Source organism: Paenibacillus sp. FSL H7-0756 (assembly GCF_038006765.1).
In the GTDB taxonomy this organism is placed as follows: domain Bacteria; phylum Bacillota; class Bacilli; order Paenibacillales; family Paenibacillaceae; genus Paenibacillus_AQ.
This window is the reverse complement of sequence record NZ_JBBOVT010000001.1, coordinates 1,433,499-1,455,794: the sequence shown is the minus strand read 5'-3', so window position 1 is coordinate 1,455,794 and position 22,296 is coordinate 1,433,499. Positions and strand designations below refer to the sequence as shown.

The following is a 22,296-nucleotide window of genomic DNA, read 5'->3' as shown; positions in this document are numbered from 1 at the left end:
GTAATCCTCCTAATAAAATAGAATGTGCAGAGTTTAAAAGTACAGAGTGTATAGAACTCAAATTGTGGGAGCTGGGCATTCACAGCTATTTCCAAGAAATCCTCACAAAATCATTTGGACTTGAGATATCCTTGTCTGCGCGCAATGGCGTTCATACTGCGGATTTGTGATATAGCGGCGCGCTGCGAGCGGCTCCATTCTGTCGAAGCGAAGATGACGTTGCCTGCCGGATCATCCTTGGAGCGTCCCGCCCGGCCCGCCATCTGCACCAAGGCTGCTTCATCAAACAGTCCGCTGTCCGCATCCAGAATAAAAACATCACTATGCGGTACCGTAACCCCACGCTCCAGAATCGTGGTCGTTACCAGCAGGGAAATGGTGCCATCCCGGAACTTCAGCACCTTCTCTGCTCTCCCCGGGTCTTGAGAGGAGGTGCCCTCTATAGAAATTTCGGGAAACATCCGCCGCAGAAGCTGCAGCAGTCCCTCAATATGGGCAATCCGGGAGACGAAGAGGAAAATCTGCGCCTTACGGTCAATGGACCGCTGCAGCGCTGAACGCAGTCCTGCCGGAATTCTGCCCTGCTTCAGGCAGCGATGAAGCGGCGGCATCCGGATATGGCGCGGAACCGGCAAGGGGTGTCCGTGAAAACGGATCGGGACCCTCGCATGCGGCAATCTGCCGGAGCGGGCAAGACGCTGAAGCTCCGCAGGCGGCGTGGCGGAGAGTAGGATGAATCGTCCGCCGGGCTTGCAGACCTGCCTTGCAGCATAGTCCAGCATAGGATCGTTGTGATAGGGAAACGCATCGATCTCATCGATGATGACCAGATCGAAGGCCTGGTGAAACCGCAGCAGTTGGTGCGTGGTCGCCAGGGTGATCCGGCTGCGGCGCAAGCGGTCCTCGCTGCCTCCGTACAGCACGGCGGGGACATCCGCCGGGAAGGCTCTGGCCAGGCGCGGCGCAAGCTCCAGCACGACGTCGCGCCGCGGCGTGGCGATCAGCGCCCGGCCCCCGGCCGCGAGCGCCGCCTCCAGGAGCGGGAAGATCATTTCCGTCTTCCCCGCTCCCGTCACTGCCCAGAGCAGGAACCGCTCTGGGCCTCTTGCGGCGGAGCGCTTGCGCGGCTCCGCCAGGAACCCCAGCGCAGCGGCGGCGGCGGCCGCCTGCGCTGCGCTAAGCCCCCACCGGCGTGCCGCCACGGTGGGGGACACGCCGGCCGTGCAGCGCACGGCCGGCAGCGGTGCGCTGCGCAGCAGCAGCGCGCAAGCCCGGCTGCGCCCCAGTGCGAGGCAGGCCTCGCAATAGGCGCAGCCGGCAAGGCCGCACGCGGCGCAGGCCGTGCGGCCCGTGGGCACGCTGCCGCAGCGCAGGCAACGCGGCACTTCGCGGCGGCGCAGGCCCAGCCGCGCGGCGCCCGCAGGGCCCAGGACGGCGGCCGTAAGCCGCAGCCGTCCCTGGAGATAGGCGAGCTGCGCCGCAGCCCGCCAATGCTCCGCCAGTTCCGGGAGCTGCTCGGCCACCAGTGCCTCTGCTTCACCCTGAAGCAGAGAACGCCCGTCCAGTGCTGCGACCAGGCGGTCTGCTCCCGCTGCAAGCACCTCCATTTCCCTCCTCCGTAAGCTCTCCTGTTCGTTCCTTCGCAATTTTGTCCTCGTACTCGCCTGCACGCCGACCTGTTCGTTCTCTTGCCAATTCTCCCTCACATTCCCCTGTCCATCCGCCTGTTCGTTCCCCCACACACCCTCCAATCTCCCATACCTGCTCCATCCCCTGTCCTCCGGCAGCCTGTACACCTTAGCCTCCTCAAAAGGCCACCCTTCGCCCCGTCCCCCTCCAGCAGCCCGCTCCGCCCGGATCTCCGCCTTCAAAAGAACTGCGGCGGATTTCCGCCAGGCTGCCTCATCCCAGCGCCGCATCTGGTCCGTGAACTGGCAGGCTGCTGCCAGCTTCACTGCCCAGCCCAATGGCAGTGACCGGGAGAGCAGCACAACCCGGTCTGCCGCTTGGTTTTCCTGCGCTTCCAACTGCCCTCCCCAACCCTCACCCGCCCACCATAATTCATCCACCCCCAGATTTAACGAAATCCGGGCCTGCCACTCTCCACCCTGCTCCACCACATACACAGCCACCTTCAATCCCCTCGCCCCCTTATCCTCTGATGCACAACAAAAAAGCACACCGCCCCATTCCTGGAGAGTGCGCTTCACCCGTAACTTACATATTTTCCTGTCATTCGCCGTGCTTGGATGAGAATCTCCCGCTTCCCGGCAACCGCATCATCCGCAGCGGCAGCAGCGGCTCCTGAACCCGCAGATCCACTGTAACCCCCTGCAGGAGTGCATCCCTGTCCGCGAGACCGTATAACGGCACCGCAGGCGCAAATTCAATAGAAGAGTTGTAATAAGCCATCCGTGAGGCTACCGCCATGGTCCTGTCCTCTGAACCGTCATCCACCAGGGTGACCTGCAAGGGCCTGCCGATCCAGCAAGCATGCACTGCAAAGACCCTGAGATACCACTCCACCACGGCCTCATGATTACGGGTAATCAGAATATAGTGAAGCCGCTTACCAGTCCGTGCTGCTGCCCGGGTCTCTTCCCGATGATGCAGGAGTTGAACAAGGGCTGCTGCGGATGCATAAATAGAGATAATCCAGATTAACTGGGCGATCATGAAGATGCACCTCCCTCTTATACCCACACTATATGCCGGTGATAAAAGGACGGTGACAGCCCACTAGCGCGGGAGCCTCTCCCGCCAGTTTAACTTAGGGTACATATTTAAGTTAGCATTTTGCAAAATTCGAATAGAGTGCGGACTGAAACAATACTATGGCTGCAGCTCGCGGCTGCATACAAGTTATGTACCGTTTATAAGGATCATTAGGATTCTCCAAAACGCTCAGTTAAAAGTTTATGAGGGAAGCTATAAAGTTACCCAGCCATATTTGATAGAATTAATTACAGCCTGCGTGCGGTCATCCACTTCCATCTTTTGCAGAATACTGCTGACATGGTTTTTGACCGTCTTCTCACTGATAAACAGATACTCCCCGATCATCTTGTTGCTCTTGCCCTCTGCCATCAAGCGAAGCACCTCTGCCTCACGGCGGGTCAGCGGATTGTTATCGCCTGCAACGAATTTGACACCGGCTTCCTTCACAGCCGTCTCGGCCATAGCGCCAGTCTCGTTAAGGTATGTCATACGCCGCAGCTGATTAATCAGCTTGCCGGTCACCTTCGGATGGATAAAAGCATGTCCTTCGCATACAGAGCGGATCGCATTAATCAGCGACTCGGCTTCCATATCCTTCAGCAGGTATCCGTTCGCCCCCTTACGCAGCGTCTCAAACACGTAGCTTTCATCATCATGAATCGAGAGGATAATCACTTTGACATCCGGGAACATTTCACGGAGCTTTTGCGTAGCCTCCACGCCGTTCTCAATGGGCATATTGATATCCATCAGCACGATATCCGGCTTGTTGCCGTTGCAGAATTCAAGCACCTGGATGCCGTCCCCGCATTCGCCTATGACCTCGATGTCATCCTCCATATTCAAAATACGCTTAAGCCCTTCACGAAACAATTGATGATCATCGGCCAAAAGAACTTTAATGGGCGCTTTGCCAGAGTTTTGGTTCTCCATCACATTACTCCTTTCCCTTTTCCACATTCGTCGGAATGTGAATTACGATTGTTGTGCCCTGGTTCTCGGCTGACTGTATTTCCATTCTTCCCTCCAGCAATTCCACGCGTTCGCGCATACCCACCAGACCGAAGCTTTCCCGGTTGGCTTGTTCACTGATTTTTTTCACATTGAAGCCTAAGCCATTGTCTTTCACGACAATCTTGATCAATTGAGCCTGATAAGTAATCTCCACCAGCACGTAACTCGGATAAGCATGCTTCGCCGCATTGGACAGACCCTCCTGCACCAGCCGGTATACCGCCGCTTCCATCGCTGAGGACAAACGGTGCTCCTTCCCCCTGGTTTCAAAAGAGGTACGGATTTTCGTCTTCTCCTCATAATCATGCACATACTTCCGCAGAGTCGGAATCAGCCCCAAATCATCAAGCGCCATCGGACGCAGGTTGAAAATCACCTTGCGCATTTCTTCCAGGCTGTATCTTACCTGCCCCTTTAAGTCTATTACTTCGGCTTGTACCAACCCAAATTCCTGCTTTACCAGCATTCTTTCTACAATTTCCGTCCTTAGGACTAGATTCGCCAGCATTTGAGCAGGACCGTCATGAATTTCCCGGGCAATTCTTTTCCGTTCCTCTTCCTGAGCCAGGATTATTTTGAGTCCGATCATCTGGCGGTTCTTCGCAGATTCGACAATTCGCGTCACTTGACCTAGTTCTCCGGACAGATATTCCAGGACAACGCTCATTTGCGAACCAATCGATTCGGCACGCTCTACAGAATTTTCGACACTGCGAACCCGCATTTGCAGTTCATCGCGTCTGTTCCGCAGATAGGCCTCCCTCTCCCTCGTCATCATCAGCTCCAGCTGCAGCTCCGTCGCCTTCTCATAGGCAATCCGGATATCCTTCTCCGTGTAGCGGACAAAATCCCGGCTGACCTCTGTCAGCCGGATCCGGGAGCGGTGGTACTGCTGCTCCAGCTTGTCTACCTTTTGCAATGTTTCATCCGTTTCTTCCATAACCCGCTGCAGCTCTTTGTTGAGTGCAGCAAGCTCATCCCGTGCCACCTGCAATATTTCGAATATCTGATACTTGCTGCTCTCCATCACGTCGATGGTGTTCTTAATCACCCGATCTATTGCATCGGCCTGAAATTCCACGGATGCTTGCCCCATTTCTATCGAATCGTATTAAAGGCTTTCCTTTATACTAACATATCACGATTCGATAGTTACGGTCTTAGTGTTCTGTTCCCATTTTACAGTGAGTCCGAGCTGTTCTGTCACGAGTCTGAGCGGTACTAAAGTCCTGGCATTCAGGATCATAGGTGCTACTTCAGCACTCTGCCGCTTCCCGTTTAGTACGAATTCCTTCTTGTTCACGGTCAGATCCAGCGCCTTGGCGCCGCGAAGGACCATAATCTTCTTGGTCTTCGCATCCCAGACCGCATTGCCGCCGAACGCATCCAGTACATATTTTATCGGCACATACGTACTGCCGTCCTTCACAATCGGTGCGACATCAATCGGCCGCTTGGTGCCGTTAACCGTCATTGCCTTGCCGCCAATGCTCATCGCTGCCGTCCCTTTAGGCAATCCCGCCTCACTGGAGAGCGATGGCATCACGAAGGAAATATTATCAAAGGCCACTGTCCCTGTCTTGGCCCGTTCATCCTGGCCTTCTTCTACATTTACCACGTAAAGTCTCTTAAGGGAAGCTGGGAATTTAATCCCTGAGCCGGACAGATCGATATTAAGCGTCTTCCAGCCGTTCCAGTCGATAACTTTTGCCAAATCAATATAGGCCGTCTTTCCGCTGGCATCCGTCAGTTCGGCACGCATCCAGTTCAGGCTCATGTCCCCCATCACATCGACTGACATTGAGGTTGCTGCCGCCGGAATATCCTTGCCCTTTGTTCCGTTGAACTGGGCGTATGCGTACATTTTACCGGTGCCTGCACTCATATCATAGCTAAGCGATAACACCTTCGAGCCTGCTCGCTCTGCGCTGCCCGCAACTACTGCTGCTGTTCCAGTGACGCCTGCCGCATTGGTAGTGAATGCGAACGGATAATTGGCATTCTCGAAATCCTCCCAAGCCGTAGCAGCCGCAGTAGACAAGACAACTGCCGTACTGAAGCCGTCATAGCGGGCAATCGCATATCCGGTAGTTACGCCAGGATCGACAGCCTCCACCTTAAGCTTGCCATCTCCCACACTTCCTTTGAAGCCGATAAACTCCCACTTCAGTGCGGTTGCCGGAACAGCTATCGTTGCCCCGCTCTTCGACACTGCGCTAACCGGAACTGATACAGTGGCCCCTGCTTGCAGCGGTGCAGTTGCTGTACCTGCAATCAGGCTGGACAAATCTTCTCCGCCCAGAACGGTGACCTCGGTCTCCGCACTCGCTGTTCCGCTGGTCGCCTTCAGCTTGACGGTTCCCGGCTTGACGGCCGTGGCTTCGCCTGCATTCACAGTTACACTGCCGCCGCTTGCGGTCCAGGACGGATTAGCCGCTGCTACATCCACCGGATTGTAGTACGTATCATAGCCCTTCAGAGTGTAGGTGGCCTTTTGTCCGATTAACAATACCGAACTGCCGCTGATCTTGATCCCTTTCACTTCACCTTGCGGAGCAGAAGTATATACCCCCACGCCGTTAACGATTGTGCGCTGCTCCTTGCCGTATTCGGTATTGAAGGTAAGTGTAGTCGAGGTTTCAGCCAGCGGGCGGTCTACCATCGTTGTAGAGCCCCCTCCGTCCAGATTTATCCCTTTCCACACCCCGATATTCGTCATGAAGGATTGCAGCTCTGTCAGCGACAGACCCGCACTATTGCTATTCTTCTCGGCTGCAATGACATACACATATCTGCCATCCTGCGAATACCCCAGCGCTGTACGCGCCCGGTACCCGCCAATGCTGCTTGTAGAACGGGAGAACGACGACGCCTTGCCGTTATTGACCAAAATGGTATGTCCGCCGATCATCATTTGCAGCGTAGAAGGATCGAGCTCCTGCTGGGTGGTTTTGGAACGAAGCTTGTAAGCGCTGCTTAGCTTCTGTCCTACAACCAGATGGGCTTTAACGAACTGGGCAGCCAGCCCGTGCGTCCGCAGAATATAAGCCCCTTTGGGCACGGTCACCGGCAGAGCCGAATCCAGCGAGATCTGGGTAATGACATCATTCTCTACCAGCACCTCTGTCGGTGTAGTAGAGCTGCCCTTAGGGCGTTCCAGCGCTGTCCATGCATCTGTATAGATATAAGCAGCGTTAGCGTGACTGTAAGTCGAACTGCCGCCTTCGGGATTGTAGGCCCCTTTGTTGATGCCGGACAGCGGGAACTGGGAGCCATCCTCTGCGGTCAGCATCCCCTCAAATGTATATTCATCAATGATAGGTTTACGGTCCTTGGTTACTGCAAAAGCGTACATTCCGTTCAGCTGTGAAGGAGTAGACACCAGCACACCGCCGGATACCTGACCGCCGATCGGTGCACCTTCTCCGCCAGTATTGAAGTAATCCCCGTTCACCGCCGCGACTGCTCCTGTCTCCGCCGCCATGCCCCCGGTGCTCTGCCGTGTCGTCAGATTCCCGCCTTTGCCGGTCATTACATCCAGAGAGACGTACGGATTATTCAGATCGACACGAATGACGCTGGCCAGTCCTGTCGCACTCTTACCGGAACGCACCGTGGTAAATTTATATTTCATCATCATCGCCCCGGAAGTGATAACCTCTTCACTAAGCTTCGTCGCCGAGAAGGACGCTGCTGCTTGTGCTACCGGTGCAGGGCCTGCGCCCAGCCATCCTGCACCTTCACTCCCGACAACAGGCATGATCCAGATTACACCCGCCAGAGATGCAGCAATCCATTTTTTAGCAGGCGACCATTGATTTCCCCGTGTTTGCTCTGTACTCTTTTTCCCCATGAAAAGCTCATTCATTTCAGTGTAACTCTCCCATCTATTTGTACTCTTCTACCTCGCTATCAAGACCTGGATATCAGTTCATAGTAATAGACTATACCTTTAATAGACTGAATTCAGCTCGAAAAGTTGCGAAAATTGGAGAGAAGTAGCAGGTTTTACCGGCTGGGCGGAGCCACTGTGGTGCTGGATGTGCAGACAAAAAAACACCCGGCCTAAGGGCCGGATGCTCTGCTTAACGATACAGTTCACTTACAAATAGCCTGCCGATTTCAGCATCCGCTGCAGCATAACCGCAGCCTGCCCTCTGGTAGCATTGCCTTGCGGCTGGAATTGTGTGGTGCTGATTCCCTGAATGATCCCCGCCTTGACCGCCTTGGCTACAAATTCAATACTCTGGCTCAGAATTCTCGCCCGGTCCTTGAACGGGCTAAGCGTATCCATCACCGATGCGCTTAACGTTACAGGTTGCCCCGTATACTCCAGAGCCCTCACCATCATAATCGCCATCTGCTCACGGGTAATCTTATCCTCCGCACGGAAGGTCCCGTCCGTGTTGCCGTTGATGATGCCGGCTTTGGCGGCAGCGCCGATATAATTGCCCATTTGACTGGATGACTGCACATCTGAGAAGCGTTGCGCTGTCACGCTATCCCCTAGCAGACCTAGCCCTCTGCTCAGCATTACAGAAAATTCGCCCCGGGTGATGGCTTGGTCCGGCTTGTACTGGCTGCCATAGCTGTTGTCGATGATATTCTTGGCTGCCAGTTCAGAAACAGCCGTATTACTCCAGTGAGTTGCAATATCCGCAAAAGAACGCGTGGAAGAAAATGCTCCAACGATCTGATTTCCGCTGGTTAATGCACGCATTACTTTGTAAGTTCCTTTGGTAATGCTCGTTGTAGGCAGATACGCTGCATCGTAATAGGATTGGTCTAACCTTGCTACAGAAGTCTGCTCACTGCTATTGGGACTTGTTGTCCGGATCATATACTTCCCTGGTAAGCTAAGCGCAGTCTCATTCGCGTAATTTCCTGTTACAGATGCTGCCAGCCGAAGATCAGCCAAAGGCGTTATACTGGTTAGCCCCTGTGTCTGAAATCTTTGGACGAATGGAGCAAACGCCTCAGACGGCATTTTCTCTATGCGATAGATAAGAGAAATATTACTGCCGGTTGTATTTAGACTGGCTACGATTCCGTTGAGGTCTATTTTACCGAGATCAACACTATAGATCTGATCCCCATAACGAATACCAAATGATGAAGCCTTGTTTCGGTTGAACGCATCCATGAGTGGCTGTAGAGGTACAGTAACATAGGCTGCCAATTCGGTGGAAGGCACTTCAAACACTAGTGAAGCCGTGCCCTGAGCGTTTAAATACATATAACTGGCTGCCAGCTTATCTGCATTAAGACTGTATCTTTTCACATCCTGACTGTAGATTGAGCGGTCTGCTGCGATTACGGCGGAGTCAATCTTCAGTAGCGGGATTGCGTCTCCAAACTCGCTTGCCTCCAAGGTCCCCAGATAAGCTGGACGGTTCGCATCTGTTGGCACAGCAGCCGCCACACCTCCAGTAAGGTTCTTCACCGGAAGCTGCGAGAACGAAGCGAGTGCATTTCCGTTAAGATCCTTAATGAAGGATGTCCCCGTAGTATAGGATAAGTCAACTGTCTGCCCGCTGGCCGCAGACTCTGTCAGCATTAGTTTGAGGACATTGCCTGTTAGGGTATAGTTCTGCACCAGGGTATTTGTGCTGTTCAACCTGACGGCAAACTGCGAAGTACTCAGTGCAGAAGAAGTCAGCATACTTTGGACAAAAGTTACCGTCAGCTCATTACCGTTCACTGTTGCGCTGCTGATCTCCGATACTGTGATATCGCTCAGATCAACCGGCTTCAGGTCCACATACACAGCCCGGTTGCCGTTAAGATCAGTTAAGCCTTTTACGCCGGGGACATAGGAGACTGTTACAATTTGACCAGCTACCAGGTTATTTTGAAGTGTTAATGTCACACTGCTTCCACGTACTGCAACATTGGTGACGTAATTTGGGCTACCTCCCACCAGAACCGAGAATTGGCTGTTCATCGGAAGGTTGCTGTCAGATAACCCCTCATTGTAGTTCATTGTAATTTTCTTTCCTCCGCCCGTCGCATTCTGGAACACGGGCGGCACATCATCCTTACTATTGCGGATGTTAAACTCTGCGAAATTCGCAATATTCTGTCCCAGAGAACTAACCAGCGGATAGGAACCGGCGTAGTAGGATACCCGGACCGACTCCGAATTACCCACCTCAGAGCCTACAGTTAAATATAGGGTGTTGCCGCTGATGCTGATAGAATTCACCCCAAGCGAGTAGCCGTCAGTCGTGACCACAAACTGTTCATACGCATATGAAGAGACCGGTTTGAGCGTATCATTGAAGGTTAGTGTCACTGTTTTGCCGGTGATTCTACCTTCTTTGGGCGTAGGAAGCGCCGATTCTATGGTATTAGTGATCTGCTGTCCAGAAAAGGTAGCCGCAGCATTCCCGCTCGTATCCTGAATAGTCCGCACACCGCCGGTATAGCTGATTTTCACATTCTGGCCTACAGCGATGCCTGTGCTAATCACTACAAATACACTGTCCCCTTGAATATAGGCACTTTCAATGTTCCGGGTTTCCTCATTGACGGTTACCCCGAAGCTGGAAGCCAGCAGTGCCACAGAAGCGTTAAGCGGCTCATTATACCTCAGGCGGATCGTCCGGTTGTTCTCCAGCACTGCACTCGTCAGAGATGGCGGAGTCTTATCTATGGCTACAGTGCGGAAGCTCCATGACTTGGTGCCGCTTAATCCCTCATACTGTACGCTGGGGTCTGCTGCATCCGTGAACGTCCCTTTGGCGATGTCAATATAATAGATCGTATCCGATTCCAATGCTGCTGTCGGCTTGATTAAAAACTCCTTGGCAGAGGCGCCCTGCTGAACTGTCGCTGCCACTTTAGATCCATTGCTTTTGTACAGAACTACCCCGTTCGTGACGGTGCTATTATAAACAACATCCCGGTTGAAATTAACTGCAATTGTCTTGGAAATATCTACCGCCTCACTGCGGTCCGCTGGGGATAATGCGGCTACAGACAGACTTGTTAATGAAGCTGTTGTAAATGTCCAGGAGTACGGACCTGAAGCCGGAAAGAGATGCCCATCCTGATCATAAAAAGCCCCCTGCGGTATAGTCACTGTATATAGTGTACCGCTCAGTAGCGGTGAAGCTACTGAGGCTGGCAACAGAGTAATTGTCGAGCTTCCCCCACCAGTAACATTCGTTGAATTGACATTCAGCCATCTTGTTCTAGGGTCCCCTGCACCTGGAGAGACTGAAATCACTCCAGAAGCAGGACTCATCGGGCGGTCGAAGTACAGCTTAAGTGCTCCACTGACCGATGCACCAAAAGAGGCGTTGGCCGGAGCCGTAGATGCAGAGATAGTCCCCGTGCCGATCGTAGAAAAGCTCCAGCCGCTGCCGCTGGCTATCCCCTGATAGGTTGTATTATTAGCATCCTTGAATGCATAAGCGTCGATAAGCACATAATAATTCCCGCCGGACGCAAGCTTATTAGCCAGTGTCAACGTCACCGTTGTCGAGGAATCTGCACTCTGGAAGGCTACACCAGGTTCTCCATCTCTGATCGCAAACTCTTGTATAACCGCGTTATCCGCTGACGAGAGCAGCCTGACGCTGCCTCCTCCGGCTGTAAGGACTCCAGATAGGCGTATACTCAGCTCCGTTAAGCTACTCGCCTCTACCCTGGAATTGATGGCAGGAGTCATGCTACTTGCTGTAATCGCCGGATTTACCTCCGGGGCTGTCGTGAACTTCCAGCTTGTTGCCGCAGATTCATTGCCTGCACTATCCTTGAAAAGCCCCTTAGGCACACTCACGCTATATGTTTTGTATGGAGCGAATTTAAGACTGGAGCCTAGCTTGATCTCATAGCTTGACGAGTTTCCGATTAGTCCTGCACTTCCGACTGCAATTTCCGTAAATACCGTTTCGGCATTTACATCTGTAATGGTGATTTTCCCGGCTTGCGGGATCACCTGGCGGTCAAAGCTAAGCCCCAGCGAAGCCCCGGTATTTACAAAAGCAGACCCGTTCGCAGGAGAAATGCTGATTCCGAATTCCGAAGCGGCGTATACCGCTGATGTATGTATACCGATAACCGGACTGCCCAGACCAAGCAGCAGATGACCTGCAATAATAATAGCTGTGCCTATTCTTACCTTCTTTTTCATTCCTGATAAAGCTCCCTTCAGCCCCTCGAGCGTTTCTTGTATACTGTTATATTCGGCTAAAGGGCTTCCAAAGTTTAGAAGATGACGGCTGAGGGCACATCGGCTTGCTTTTTCCATAACAAAAAGCCCATATAATCCCCCCTGATGAGGGGTACTATATAGGCATGATTATGATTTGATGGCATTATGCAAACTAGCTCAATTCATTTGCTGAACTTTTAGATTCCGGACTGGGCTTTTAACAAATCCGCCTTATCCACGCGTTCCCAAGGAAGATCCACATCAGTACGGCCAAAATGTCCATAAGCAGCTGTCTGTCTATAGATAGGCTTACGCAGATCCAGCATCGAGATGATTCCTGCCGGACGAAGATCAAAGTTATCGCTGATCAGCTGAACCAGCTTCTCCTCACTAATCTTCCCCGTCCCATATGTATCTACATTGATTGATACAGGGTTTGCAACACCGATAGCATACGCCAATTGAATCTCGCACTTGTCAGCAAGGCCGGCAGCGACCAGATTCTTCGCTACATAACGGGCAGCATAGGCTGCTGAACGGTCCACTTTGGTCGGATCTTTACCGGAGAAGGCTCCGCCGCCATGACGGGCATAACCGCCATATGTATCTACAATAATCTTACGTCCAGTCAGACCGGCATCTCCCTGAGGACCACCAATAACAAAACGCCCAGTAGGATTAATGAAATATTTAGTGGCCTCATCCAGTAGTTCAGCTGGAACAACCGGAAGAATGACATGCTCTTTGATGTCTGCCTGAATTTGCTCAAGGGTGATTTCTTCTGCATGCTGGGTAGATACGACGATCGTGTCCACACGCAACGGCTTGTCGCCCTGGTACTCAATCGTAACCTGGGTTTTTCCATCCGGACGCAGATATTTCAAAGTTCCATCTTTACGGACTTCCGCCAGACGACGGGCAATTCGGTGGGACAGGGCAATCGGTAGAGGCATGAGCTCAGGCGTCTCATTCGTAGCGAACCCGAACATTAGACCTTGGTCACCGGCACCAATGTTAGCAGTCTCTTCAGCTAATGATGCAGGATCACGGTGCTCAAGAGCAGCATTTACACCTTGGGCAATATCTGCCGATTGCTCGTTCAACGAGCTAAGGACGGCACAAGTATTATAGTCAAAACCAAACTTCGCGCGGGTATAGCCAATTTCCTTAATAGTATTACGTACGATTGCCGGAATATCCACATATTCAGACTTGGTGCTAATTTCCCCGATGACAAGCACGAGACCTGTTGCTACAGCTACCTCACAAGCTACACGGGCATTAGGATCGTTAGCAAGAAATGCATCTAGTACCGCGTCGGATATCTGATCACAGATTTTATCGGGGTGTCCCTCCGTTACGGACTCAGAAGTAAACAGATGACGCCCTTTGATCGACATATACAACAACCTCCCATATTGTTGATCTGACACTGTATTCAAGGGGGCTCCCTAGTAGAAAACAGGCCAAATATAAGTAGTAGAATAATAATGGCCAATGCCTGTTTTATTCAAAAAATGAACCTTTTCCGAATGGAAAAGGTCTACGGCCTTCCTCAAAGGTCATATTATCTTATTTACCGGTGGCTGTCAATTGAAGCCAGTTATGCGAAAAGCGACTGCTCGGCCTGTTTGATCAACCGCTTTGTGATTTCCCCGCCAACAGATCCATTATCTCTGGAACTAAGATGTCCCAGATACGGCGTTCCTCCAGAAACCCCTGATCCACCTATGGTCCCCAGCTCAGAAGCAAACTCCGTGTCCATTCCACCACCGTACGAAGCTCCATATAATCCGAATTCAGAAGCAATTTCATATTGCATTTGTTTCAGCATTGCCCGGCTCTCTGGTACCACTGTGCGATTTGTACGTGCCATGTTACAGCACCTCCTGCGAATTTTTTTAAGATTACAGGTGGTATTGTGTACGAATTCCAAGGGCCTAAGTCGGCTCAATGTTTGTCAGCTGTGGGAATGAGTTCCGGGGTATAATGTTGTCCAATATAGGGCATTCTTTATATAGAAAGAAAAATGTCGATTGAAGTGAACTTTAACACAAGCTGTTGTTTATTTAAGAGTATATGCACCACGGACCATAACAACGATCTTCATCGTCTGACCGTCCTGTACAGCGATCCCACGTCCATCCCGCGGGAAAGATAACAAATGATTCGTAGGCGCAGCGACACCATTCGCCAAATCGACACCATCCGTCAAGTCAGCCACCCCATTAGCATCCTGGGAATAAATAACCGCTTTGCCGGCACGAACAATGAATTCTGCACCTGCTCCAGCAATAAGGGTCTGTCCAGGCTTCACATCAACAATTTCACTGGCATTACCAGTATTGCCTGTATCACCCGAACCGGAAGCCGGCGCTTTGGTAGGAGCTGTAGTTGCAGCCGGTGCATTAGTTGCTGTAGCGGCCGGAGCTTGAGTAGGTGGACTTATTGTCCCACCCTGCAAGGCTTTCTGAATCTGCTGGTCCACATAGCTCTTGGTAACAACCGGGTCCTCAGCCGTTCCCGGTTGTGATCCGACACCGGCACCTTCAGCCTTTAGGTTAAGCATAGATCCAGCCCACAGGCCACCTGCCAGCAACACTGCCGACATCGAAACTTTCCAAGTGGTCTTCAAATGTGATTCCTCCTCATAGTGGGATAAATGGCTATAAAAAAAGAATAGCCTCCGAAGAGGCTATTCTTGAACTGCAGTAATCGGAGATTACTTAGCGTCAACTTCGTTTCCAGTAACGATAACGTTGTTGGAAGTATCTGTGATGTTAGAAGTGGTATTAACTTTAATCTTAACTGTGTTGATGTTGTTAGCGTTAAGATCAAGAAGCTTACCAGTTGCCTTCACAGTGAACGTTACATAGTATTTACCGGAATCGTTACCTGCACCAGCAGTTACAGTGTTTGCAGTGTACAGGGAATCTTGGGCAGTTGTTGCAACGCCATTGATAATGAATTCGAAGTCTTCCTTCTGAACAGTTGCACTATCCAGTTTTTCAGAGAAGCTCAACACCAGAACTTGAGTATCACCAGTGGAAACAGTGGCTCCAGTCAGTGTAGGTGCAACTCCATCAGTCAGGCTCATGTTTTGAGGGAAAGCAGCAATTCCATTTCCTGCAGTATCCACGATACCGGAAGCTACGAAGTTATAAGTCTTAGACTCAGTGATCGACGAGCTAGGAATAGTGATTGTAAGTTCTGCTGACAGTGGTGCAGAAGAATTGTCACCAGTTGTCTTGGTGATGAAAGAGTAGGCAGTGTTTGGCAGAGCCTTGCCATCCAGTGTATAGCTGTTGAGGTCGCGAAGGCTGGCAACATTCAAGCCTTTGTTATCCTGAGCAGATACAACAATGACAACATTTTCTTTCTTTCCATTAGCGGTAGTTTCTTTGTAACTAACATTAGTTACAGTAGGTCTTTCCGAATCAGTTGTCGAAGCAGCAGCAGCAGTTACAGTAACTGTAGTCGCTGCAGATTTGTTTCCAGTGAGGGAATCATCAACAACGAATGCAGCTGGCAGACGAAGTGTATAGCTTCCGCTCAAAGCAGCTACGTTAGGGTAAGTTACTTTCGCGCCATCAATTGATGGGGATGCGAAGTTCGCATTTACCAACTGACCAGTGGATTCATTGATCAATGTTGGAGCACCGGACAGAGAACGGATATTCTCAGAGAAGGTAACAACCAGACCCTTGCTGCCGTAAACAGCACTTACAACTGTTGGAGCAACTGTGTCCTTAGTGATTGTTACTGGCTGAGTCAGTGCAGTTCCCAGAGTGTTACCAAGTGTATCCTTAACGGATGCACCGAATACCAGGTTTCCAGTGAATGCAGCAGTATCAGGAACCTTGAAGCCTGCTGGAACTTGCAGTCTAATTGTGTCGCTGTCTTTAGTTGTGACCACAGACAATGTACCTTGGCTTTCACCATATACATTCAACAAGCGAACATTAGCAACAAGGGACTGATAGTTAACTTTCTTGTTGAAAGTGATATCGAAGTACTTGTCACTTACATTGACAACCTTAGTGATGCTTGGAGCCGCTGTATCAGAAGTTACAGCAACAGTAGTTTTGATTGGGTTAGGGGTAGCAATGTTTCCTGCATAGTCAGATACGTTCAACAGGGATACATCATAGCTGGAACCACTGTTCAGAGCAGCGCCAGTAGTGAGTGTAATCGTGTCATAAGTATCATCAGATACAGTAGCAGATGCAGCCGCACCGTTTACATAAGCGATAATTCCAGCTTTTTTCACTGGCTCGCTTACTTTTACAGTTACAGTATTAGTAGTAGTCCTAGCTACTGCTGTTGCACTAACAACTGTAGGAGCAGTAGTGTCAGCAACATTCAACAGGGTAGTATAAGTAGCGAAAGCAGTTCCTGAAGAAGTCTTAACTGCATCAGTAACTACAACGGAGTACTGGCCCTTCATGAACTCAGTGCTTGGGAAAGTGATAGTTGCTTCATTTCCGCCAGCATTCACAGTAGCATGAGCACCTGCAACAGTAACATTATTAGTTCCAGTTACGGTAACTACTTTGATTGTGTCAGCGATAACCTTATCATCAGAGATTAGGGAATCAGTGCTGATAGCACGGTTGAATTTAACAACCAATTGCTTGGAGTTTGGAGCTTCAACAGCTACAACCTTAGGCGCCTGCAGAGTTACTTTTGCAGTGTAGTCCTTTTCAAGGTGTTTGAAGTTGATTGTTTGTTCAACGCCTTCTACCAGGGCAGTTGTCAACTCAACGTTTGCAGTTGTCTTATCAGAGAAGGTAACAACCACTTGAGTTGGGCTTACTGCTTCAGCAGAAGCTACAGTCAATGTAGGAGTCTTTCCGATTTGATCAGCTGCATAAGCTGTCTGTACTACCAGAGCACGGTCAGCATTAGATTTGAAGTTTACATCTTTAGCAATCAGACCAGCGTTGATAACTGCTTGTGCATAGCCTTTAGCCCATGCGGATGCACTGTTATCAGTTGTAGTAGGCTGTTCCAGTTTCAGAGCGCGGAACAATACTGCCGCAACTTCTTCAACTGTTACTTTACCGTTGTAGTTGAAGATGCCCTTAACTGTGTCTTGACCTTGCATCAAGCCTGCAGCTGTAACAGCTTCTACATAAGGTACAGTCCAGTTAGTAGCTGTGTAACCTTTGTCTTTGTAAGACAGCTTACCAGTTACTTCAGTAAGACCGAACAATTTAGTAACGATCTTAGCGAATTCACCGCGAGTCAGATCTTTTTCAAGGTGAGCCTGACCATCTGGGTATCCATTAAGAATACCTTTTGCTGCCAAAGCATCAAATGCTTGTTGTGGAGTTACCTTTGCTGTTTCACCAAATGCTACAGAGGCAAACATCGAGAATGCCATTGCTGTAGACAATGCTACGGATAAAATTTTCTTCATAACCTTTTTTTCTCCTCCTTGGACATTCATAAACTGGGAATTTTCTTTAGTTGTGTAGCTCATATCACTCATTTGTCGAGCACCCCCTTTCCCGAGTTGAGCAGATTAAGTATAAATAATGTCTGTGACGGGTATCACAGAAACTTGTAAACAGCTTCAAGGCATAGTAATACTAGATTCCTAATTCTACCTAAGTATTATACAATGTGCCTCTAGTCACGTAAAGCTAATTTTTCCATTTCGCAATGGGCAGTGCCTTCAGGGCATTCCGCAATTGCCTTGTGCAAGTGACTCTACACCTTAAACGCAGTAGTTTCAAAAAAGTTGCGCTTTGGTTAAAAAAACTTTTTATGCCCTGCTGTATTCCTGCCCCGATACTCTAGAAGATACAATATGTATGTTCTACTAACTATTGTTAATGTTGGGTGGCTACGGGAATCAGTATAGCATAGAGACATTCCAAACGTCATTAAACAATATTTGTTAAGTTTACAAACAAATATTACATAATAAAAGTGATGTATTTGTTGATCAGCATTCGAGCTAATAAGTATATACCCACATTACAACAAGGTTAACACGTTCGCAAATAAAATGAATATACATAAAGAAAGGCTGCCGAGAATCCTCAGCAGCCTTTCTTGCAACCTTGTAAATCCAGGACTAACGAATCTTCATGGATAGCTGTATCAATTCCTGGCGTTTCTCAGGACTTGCATTAACATTCTCATACATAGCATCAATCGCTGCGCGGTTCTCGCGGTAGCTCTTCTCATGTTTGATTGTGCTATGAGACCATTCAATCAAAGCATTCTCAGCAATGACCAGCTCGTTATAAGCATCATGGAAGCCAGTTGCTTGAACAAGCTCTTCCATTACTTCCTGAGTGATCTCCTGCAGTGCCCGCTTCGCTGCAATTTCTTTTTCCATAACCTTTGCTCTATTCTCAAACATATTCTTTGCTTTCGTGTAATCCAATTGTGCTTTTGATAAAATCGGTTTCATCGATGGCTTTCTCCTTCTTGCATTAAATGTTTGTGCTTACAGCTTCTTAGGCCATTGTAACGCAAAATAACACACAATTCAAAGATTTGTATATGGAAAATGTAAAAGATAAGCCTCTTTCCCGTAAACAGGGAGTCAGAGGCTTATTTTTACTTCATATATAGTTGTTTATTTCTACAATCTCTTCATTTTAGCCATAATACGTTGTGCCATCACTGCTGCGTCCGCTCTCGTAAAGTTAGCTTGCGGATCGAAACGGAATGTTGCCTTCTTTTGTCCAGCCACCAGCTTGTTCTCAATTCCAGAAATCACACCAGCCTTGTAGGCTGCAAGGATAGAAGGTGCTGAGTATACTGACACAATTGATCCCGTATCCGTAAATAGCTTCTGCAGGGCTGCCAGATCAGTCGCATTGTTTCCAAGCTTCAAGCTCATTGCACGGGCGATCATGACCGCTGCATCTTCTCTGGATAAGGTGCGGTTAGGGGAGAAGATTCTCGGAGCTGTTCCGCGGATAATCCCTTTGCGGACCGCTGTTTCTATATAACGGTAATCCCAGTGATAATCACTGTATTTAACCACATCTGAGAATGTCAGATTGTTTGGCTCGTAATCAAGCTGAATACCCATAATTTTGACAAGCATAGTAGCAAACTCTCCACGGGTAACATTCTCATATACGCCAAACTCATTAGCATCCTTCGCATTCATAATCCCACGGGATAAAATAGTCTCCAGCTCGCTGCGTGCGTAGGTGTGGGAGACAATATCATCGTAACTGTATCGTAAGCTCATTACTGTGTAATAACCAAAACCGTCAAATGTGGCCGTAATCGTCTTACTGCCTGTATTGACTACACCGCCCATGTTATACCAGGTACCGTCAACATTCTTCCAAACAGAGATGTTTGAGGTTGCCGCATTAACGATTGTCGGATCATATTTCAGGGTAATCTTTCCTTGTTGTGTAGGCTCCATCCATCTGCCCATATGACCGAGGAAGGATTCATTCCCCTTCTTATATGGATGGGAAGCAACTACAGTTGAATAATCATTAATAGAAGTCGCGGAAACAAAGTATCCCGGGTCAATCCAATACAGATTCGAAGCATATCCGTAATGAAGCTTTGGAGTCATATAAGCAGTAGCCAAGCCACTGGCAGGAACTTCAACCAGCTTGCCGTCCTGATAACTCGTACCATCAAATTCACCTACAGGGTTATACTGCTTCACGGTGCGTCCATCTTGCTTATCGGCAATGCCAAGCAAGATATATTGTTCATTGAACAAATTGATCTGCCGGGTATTACTTGACCCTGGTGTAGGCGTTGCATCCCGCAGCATTGTTCCTTTTGGGAAAACAAGACTAACTGCATTCTGGAAGGCTGTCAGCTTGCCAGATGAGTTAAGAGTCGTTTTTAGCTGTGCACCTTGCAGGATCTCATCTGAGTAGGTTACATCGAACGTTCCGTTGGATTTCGTAGTGCCTGTCGTGACGGTGAATTTAACCGTATTCTTCCCTTTTTTCAGACCCTTTAATTCGAGACGGAATATGTCCTTCGCCCCTTTAATCATTGGTTCTTTACCAATTACAATACTTGTAGCACCTTCAGCCTGAATGCTGACATCAAGGAAGTTCTGTTTGATAATGCTCTCGTTAGGAAGCTTAGGCGATAAAATGCTGTACGGAGGAACCTCACGGGTGATCTGCAGTGTCTGTGTAATAGCCGCAGTTCCCACTCTTGCCGAAATCACAAAGGTCTGGAGACCGGTTGTAGGTAGCTCTTGACCTTTTAATACGAATTCACCATCTTTGGCGGGCGAAATAGGCGTACTAAGATAACTGGATGCTGTACTCCACCCTACATTCTTGCCACCAGAGCTATCAGAATTATAGTCAGCAACAGCGTATTGTTTACCATCTTTCATAATTACAACCTGAGTGGCATTGCTTACGACAAAGTGAACATCTGTAGCAGATTCGTTCGTTGTATAATTTAGATTTGAATTTTTGATAAATACTCCATTTGGGTCGGACGTCTCACCTACCGGATAAGGCACGACACCATCAATATTCGGAGTATTCTCTGGGAACAGATACACAGTAAGAGTGGTCGTGACCGGCACACCGTTTGCTGTACCTGAAATGGTGATCTTATTCGGGCCGGACACCAGAGAAATACCAGAAGTAGAGGTAATCGCATAATTAAATACGTGAGTTACATCATTAATTGTCGGGACAACCGTTGTTCCATTGATGGTTATTTTAACGGATGACTTGTCTATGTCCGGAAAGTTCACTAACCGTCCATTAATGGATGTGAACTCACCACTATATTTGAACACCTGGTTATTATAAATATTAGTTACATCTATAAATGGGGCCGATACATAATTAACCGAAAGTACCTTCTTATCTATAATGTTAGTAGTAGATCCATCCTTTTTCAGATCAATCTGTAAAGTCTGCTCGCCTGAAGGCAGGCCGGTGATCTTAAATACTCTATAACCCTGGCTAGTCTTCATTGAGGTTCCTTCGATCACAAACCGGTCCGAAGGGACCTTGGCACCATTCTGATACGAACTAATCTCCAAATTGTCAGGAGCAATTGTTGTATCGCTGGTCTTGATCATTAACCACAGTGGAATCTCGAACAAATTGGAATTACCCGAGAAGACACCGGATGAAGAATAGCTGACAGTTTGATTCGTTGTGCCGCTCACTACAGGACTATACAGTTGCTCTACACTTGTAATGTAAGGATCATCTGCATTCCGGTAAGTGAAATCCAATGGATTAATACTCTTTCCATTATAGGTCCCATTGGTAGTAGTAAATGTAATTGTATATTTACCATTGCTGGATATTGTAACATCATTGGTACTTGTATATTTAAATGTAATATATTCTCCCGACTTAACCGGAGTTGCATCAATGGTAGTTGCGCCACCAGCAAGTACATCACTGCTTGTAGTTGTGTTACGAACAGTAAAGGTCATGCCTGAAAGTGGAGCCTCTGCCGTATCCTCGGATACTCTAAATGTAATGGACCCTGTAAGCTTACCTTTAATCTCAGTATCCCCGCCTGTTGCAGATACAACATTCCCACTATCCACAGCATATGTCCCAACCTTGGTCTTGTTCGGAGTTCCCTTATCAATAGGCGCATACACTACTTCACGTGTCACCGCATAAGTACGCGTACCCGAATCTGTAGTCGCAACAAAGGTCAGCTTATTAAGACCCGGAGTCAGCGGTATGTCGGCAATGACGAAGGTACTGCTACCGCCGTTAAACATCTTGGAATTATTGACCATAACCTCTGTGGCATTCGGAGCTTCCAGAGTCAACGTTAATCCTGCTGTATTAACCATTGTGGGTGTATTCTCACTTAGCAAAGTGCCATCCGGTAGAGCTATATTATAAATGGCAGGAACGTTGGAAAAATTAACATAGGCTTCTCCGCTGGCCAGGCTTCCAGTAGCTGTTGTACCAAAGACTGTAATCCGGTTAAGGCCCTGACTTAACTTGACACTTGGGAAACGGAAGTTTTTCTCGTTCTCAATAATTGGCTTGACGTCAGCACCACTTGCTCCAGGAACTACATTCCCGTTGACAATGCCGTCCACCTGATAATAGATGCTGTCTGCAGACACTCCATTAAACGTACCCTCTACGTCAACGGTACTTGTATTGACTGAAGTTGGGGCACCCTTATCTGTACTGAACTTGGTGAACTGAAAGTATTGTCCTGTTGCAGGGTCCGCTGCATAAACAGCACCTGCTGAGGAAAGTGTGGATAGCAGCATCACTATCGCTAAAAACATACCGCCTATCGCCTTCAAACTTTTTTTCACGTAAGAAACCTCCTACTGCTTTTTGGTTTGTTGTCGGCCTGTGCAGCATTCCGCGTCTTAACCAACTCTATATTTTTATCGGACAGCTATAGACTAATAATTAGCAAAAAAATAAAAA

The 22,296-nt window shown here is 49.0% G+C and carries 12 protein-coding genes; all 12 read right to left on the bottom strand.

Features of this window, described 5'->3' with window-relative positions; all coding sequences use genetic code 11:
• Positions 1 to 110: 110 nt before the first annotated feature.
• Positions 111 to 2,132, bottom strand: a complete 2,022-nt coding sequence (locus NST04_RS06445) for a helicase-related protein (RefSeq protein ID WP_445667905.1) — start codon at positions 2,130 to 2,132, stop codon at positions 111 to 113.
• A 100-nt stretch (positions 2,133 to 2,232) separates the two neighbouring features.
• Complete coding sequence (locus NST04_RS06440) at positions 2,233 to 2,676, bottom strand: hypothetical protein (RefSeq protein ID WP_341183623.1); 444 nt, start codon at positions 2,674 to 2,676, stop codon at positions 2,233 to 2,235.
• Positions 2,677 to 2,928: 252 nt separating this feature from the next.
• Positions 2,929 to 3,651, bottom strand: a complete 723-nt coding sequence (locus tag NST04_RS06435; protein WP_036699238.1) for a response regulator — start codon at positions 3,649 to 3,651, stop codon at positions 2,929 to 2,931.
• 4 nt (positions 3,652 to 3,655) lie between these two features.
• Positions 3,656 to 4,813 carry a sensor histidine kinase gene (locus tag NST04_RS06430; RefSeq protein WP_036699270.1) on the bottom strand — a complete coding sequence of 386 codons (1,158 nt, stop codon included), beginning with the start codon at positions 4,811 to 4,813 and terminating at the stop codon, positions 3,656 to 3,658.
• A 57-nt stretch (positions 4,814 to 4,870) separates the two neighbouring features.
• Positions 4,871 to 7,600 (bottom strand): stalk domain-containing protein, encoded by a 2,730-nt coding sequence (locus NST04_RS06425; protein ID WP_445667873.1) that lies wholly within the window; start codon positions 7,598 to 7,600, stop codon positions 4,871 to 4,873.
• Positions 7,601 to 7,834: 234 nt separating this feature from the next.
• On the bottom strand, positions 7,835 to 11,872 hold the full coding sequence (locus NST04_RS06420) for an Ig-like domain-containing protein (protein ID WP_341183622.1): 4,038 nt from the start codon (positions 11,870 to 11,872) through the stop codon (positions 7,835 to 7,837).
• 218 nt (positions 11,873 to 12,090) lie between these two features.
• Positions 12,091 to 13,293, bottom strand: a complete 1,203-nt coding sequence (gene metK / locus NST04_RS06415) for a methionine adenosyltransferase (protein ID WP_340751342.1) — start codon at positions 13,291 to 13,293, stop codon at positions 12,091 to 12,093.
• 203 nt (positions 13,294 to 13,496) lie between these two features.
• A complete protein-coding gene (locus tag NST04_RS06410; RefSeq protein ID WP_341183621.1) occupies positions 13,497 to 13,769 on the bottom strand; it encodes an alpha/beta-type small acid-soluble spore protein in 273 nt (90 codons plus the stop codon).
• Between the two features lie 189 nt (positions 13,770 to 13,958).
• Entirely contained in the window at positions 13,959 to 14,528 is a 570-nt protein-coding gene (locus tag NST04_RS06405) for a hypothetical protein (protein ID WP_341183620.1), read from the bottom strand.
• 87 nt (positions 14,529 to 14,615) lie between these two features.
• A complete protein-coding gene (locus NST04_RS06400) occupies positions 14,616 to 17,387 on the bottom strand; it encodes a hypothetical protein (RefSeq protein ID WP_341183619.1) in 2,772 nt (923 codons plus the stop codon).
• 591 nt (positions 17,388 to 17,978) lie between these two features.
• Positions 17,979 to 18,320: a hypothetical protein gene (locus tag NST04_RS06395; RefSeq protein WP_339220749.1), complete on the bottom strand. Its 342-nt coding sequence runs from the start codon at positions 18,318 to 18,320 to the stop codon at positions 17,979 to 17,981.
• 174 nt (positions 18,321 to 18,494) lie between these two features.
• Positions 18,495 to 22,178 carry an S-layer homology domain-containing protein gene (locus NST04_RS06390; RefSeq protein ID WP_341183618.1) on the bottom strand — a complete coding sequence of 1,228 codons (3,684 nt, stop codon included), beginning with the start codon at positions 22,176 to 22,178 and terminating at the stop codon, positions 18,495 to 18,497.
• Between the last annotated feature and the right edge of the window lie 118 nt (positions 22,179 to 22,296).

Bases quoted from the DNA above. Each gene is read 5' to 3' on its own strand.
- NST04_RS06425 (WP_445667873.1), bottom strand. From the start codon at position 7,600: ATGAATGAGCTTTTCATGGGGAAAAAGAGTACAGAGCAAACACGGGGA.
- NST04_RS06435 (WP_036699238.1), bottom strand. From the start codon at position 3,651: ATGGAGAACCAAAACTCTGGCAAAGCGCCCATTAAAGTTCTTTTGGCC.
- NST04_RS06395 (WP_339220749.1), bottom strand. From the start codon at position 18,320: ATGAAACCGATTTTATCAAAAGCACAATTGGATTACACGAAAGCAAAG.
- NST04_RS06420 (WP_341183622.1), bottom strand. From the start codon at position 11,872: ATGAAAAAGAAGGTAAGAATAGGCACAGCTATTATTATTGCAGGTCAT.
- NST04_RS06400 (WP_341183619.1), bottom strand. From the start codon at position 17,387: ATGAGTGATATGAGCTACACAACTAAAGAAAATTCCCAGTTTATGAAT.
- NST04_RS06410 (WP_341183621.1), bottom strand. From the start codon at position 13,769: ATGGCACGTACAAATCGCACAGTGGTACCAGAGAGCCGGGCAATGCTG.
- metK (WP_340751342.1), bottom strand. From the start codon at position 13,293: ATGTCGATCAAAGGGCGTCATCTGTTTACTTCTGAGTCCGTAACGGAG.
- NST04_RS06440 (WP_341183623.1), bottom strand. From the start codon at position 2,676: ATGATCGCCCAGTTAATCTGGATTATCTCTATTTATGCATCCGCAGCA.